Annotated in this window: 2 protein-coding genes and 1 riboswitch; both genes read right to left on the bottom strand. The window is 72.5% G+C overall.

From position 1 onward, the window contains the following. Positions 1-33 precede the first annotated feature (33 nt). A riboswitch (SAM riboswitch) is annotated at positions 34-152 on the bottom strand. Between the two features lie 108 nt (positions 153-260). Further along, a complete protein-coding gene (gene trpD, locus ACIQOV_RS39040) occupies positions 261-1,337 on the bottom strand; it encodes an anthranilate phosphoribosyltransferase (protein WP_401055594.1) in 1,077 nt (358 codons plus the stop codon). Between the two features lie 119 nt (positions 1,338-1,456). Beyond that, on the bottom strand, positions 1,457-1,882 hold the full coding sequence (locus ACIQOV_RS39035) for a hypothetical protein (RefSeq protein WP_359897059.1): 426 nt from the start codon (positions 1,880-1,882) through the stop codon (positions 1,457-1,459). Positions 1,883-2,049 lie beyond the last annotated feature (167 nt).

Below are 2,049 nucleotides of genomic sequence, written 5' to 3'. Positions count from 1 at the left end.
GGGTGAGGGACCCCGGGAGTGCTAGTCGTCGGGCGTCCGCGCTTGTCGCACGGACGGCTTGCCGTGACGACCCGGTCCTCACCCAGGGCACCCCGCCACGGACGGAGGGTTGCCGGACAGCCAGCTGGGGCTTCGCACTGTCACTCATGACCTGGCCAAGACTCTAGGCCGCGTCCATCGGGTGGTCAAACGGGCATCCAGCATCCGGACAGCGCGGGAGCCCGTGCCGGCGTTCCGGCACGGGCTCCCCAACTACCGCCTCAGATCCGGCTGGTGGCCTCCGACCAGCGCCGCAGCAGGTCCTGCGCGGCACCGGAGTCGATCGCCTCCGCGGCCCGCTCCATGCCGGCCGCAAGCTGCTCGGCGAGCGGCGCCTCGCCGAGGTCCAGCGCGACCAGTGCCGCCGCCGTGTTCAGCAGGACGGCGTCCCGCACCGGCCCGTGCTCCCCCGCCAGCAGCCGCCGCGCGACCTCGGCGTTGTACGAGGCGTCCGCCCCGCGCAGCGCCTCGATGCCGACCAGCTCGATCCCGACGTCCCGCGGGTCGAAGGTGGTCTCGGTGACCACCCCGTCGCGCACCAGCCAGACCTGCGAGGTGGTGGTGATGGTCAGCTCGTCCAGCCCGTCGTCACCGCGGAAGACCAGCGCCGTCGCGCCGCGTTCGGCCAGCACCCCGGCGATCAGCCCGGCCAGCCGGGTGTCGAAGCAGCCGATGGCGTGCGCGGTGACCCTGGCCGGGTTGGTGAGCGGGCCGAGGATGTTGAAGGAGGTCGGCACCCCGAGGTCGCGCCGCGCGGTGGCGGCGTGCCGCATCGAGGGGTGGAACTTGGCCGCGAAGCAGAAGGTGAGACCGACCTCCTCGGCCACCTCGGCGACCCGCTGCGAGGAGAGGTCCAGCGCCACCCCGAGCTTCTCCAGCACGTCCGAGGAGCCGCTGCTGGAGGAGGCCGACCGGTTGCCGTGCTTGACCACCTTGGCGCCGGCGGCCGCCGCGACGATCGCCGACATGGTGGAGATGTTGACGGTCTTCGCCCGGTCCCCGCCGGTGCCGACGATGTCCACCGCCGGTCCGGGGATCTCCAGCGGCTCGGCGTGCTCGTACATCGCGTCGACCAGGCCGGCGATCTCCTCGACCGACTCGCCCTTGGCCCGCAGCGCGATCATGAACCCGGCCACCTGCACGGGGGACGCCTCGCCGCTCATGATCCGGTCCATCGCCCACGCGGTGGACGCGCGGTCGAGGTCCTCCCCCTGCAACAGCGCGGCCAGGAGGTCCGGCCAGGTGCGGATCACCTGCGCGGGGTCGCTACCGCCGTTCGCAGGGTTCACGTTCACCATGGCTGACTCCAGCTGTTTGTCGGTTCCCCGCTCCGGGGGGACGTCCGTACGGATGGAGCCAGCCTATCGAGCGAAGCGGCCGCTTCTACCCCTCTCTTTTCCAGTTGCCGGGGGGGAATTCAGCGGACGACCGGAGTCCGCTTCGCCAGCCGCGCCCGCAGCAGGGTGGCGACCGCCCCGGCCAGCGCCACCGGCTCCACCGGGCGGGAGATGGCGGCGTCCGCCCGGCTCCAGGCGGCGAGCCAGGAGTCCTGCGGCCGGCCGATCAGCACCAGCACCGGCGGGCAGCCGTAGATCTCGTCCTTGAGCTGGCGCCCGAGCCCCAGCCCCCCGGCCGGAACGGCCTCGCCGTCCAGCACGCAGAGGTCCACGCCCCCCTTCTCCAGTGCCTTGAGCACCGCGGGGGTGGTCGCGCACTCCAGGTAGGACAGTTCCGGAAGATCCTCGGCGGGCCGACGGCCGAGCGCCGTCAGCACCTGCTCGCGGGTGTTGCGGTCGTCGCTGTAGACGAGGACGGTGAGCGTCTCATCGGTCGTGTACGCCATGGGCCCTGCTCCCTCAAGTGTGATCCGGACCACGTTCGCCTGATCCGGATGCTACTCCCGATCACCCTCCGCCGAGTCCCCCTCGCGCACGATCCGTCCCGAGCCGCCGCGCCCCGGGCTCACCCGCCCGGAGGACGGCCCGTCACCCGATCCCGTCCAGTCCACCC

Origin of the sequence: Kitasatospora sp. NPDC091257 (assembly GCF_044757675.1) — a bacterium.
GTDB classification, from domain to species: domain Bacteria; phylum Actinomycetota; class Actinomycetes; order Streptomycetales; family Streptomycetaceae; genus Kitasatospora; species Kitasatospora lactacystinica.
This window is presented reverse-complemented; position numbering and strand designations above follow the sequence as displayed.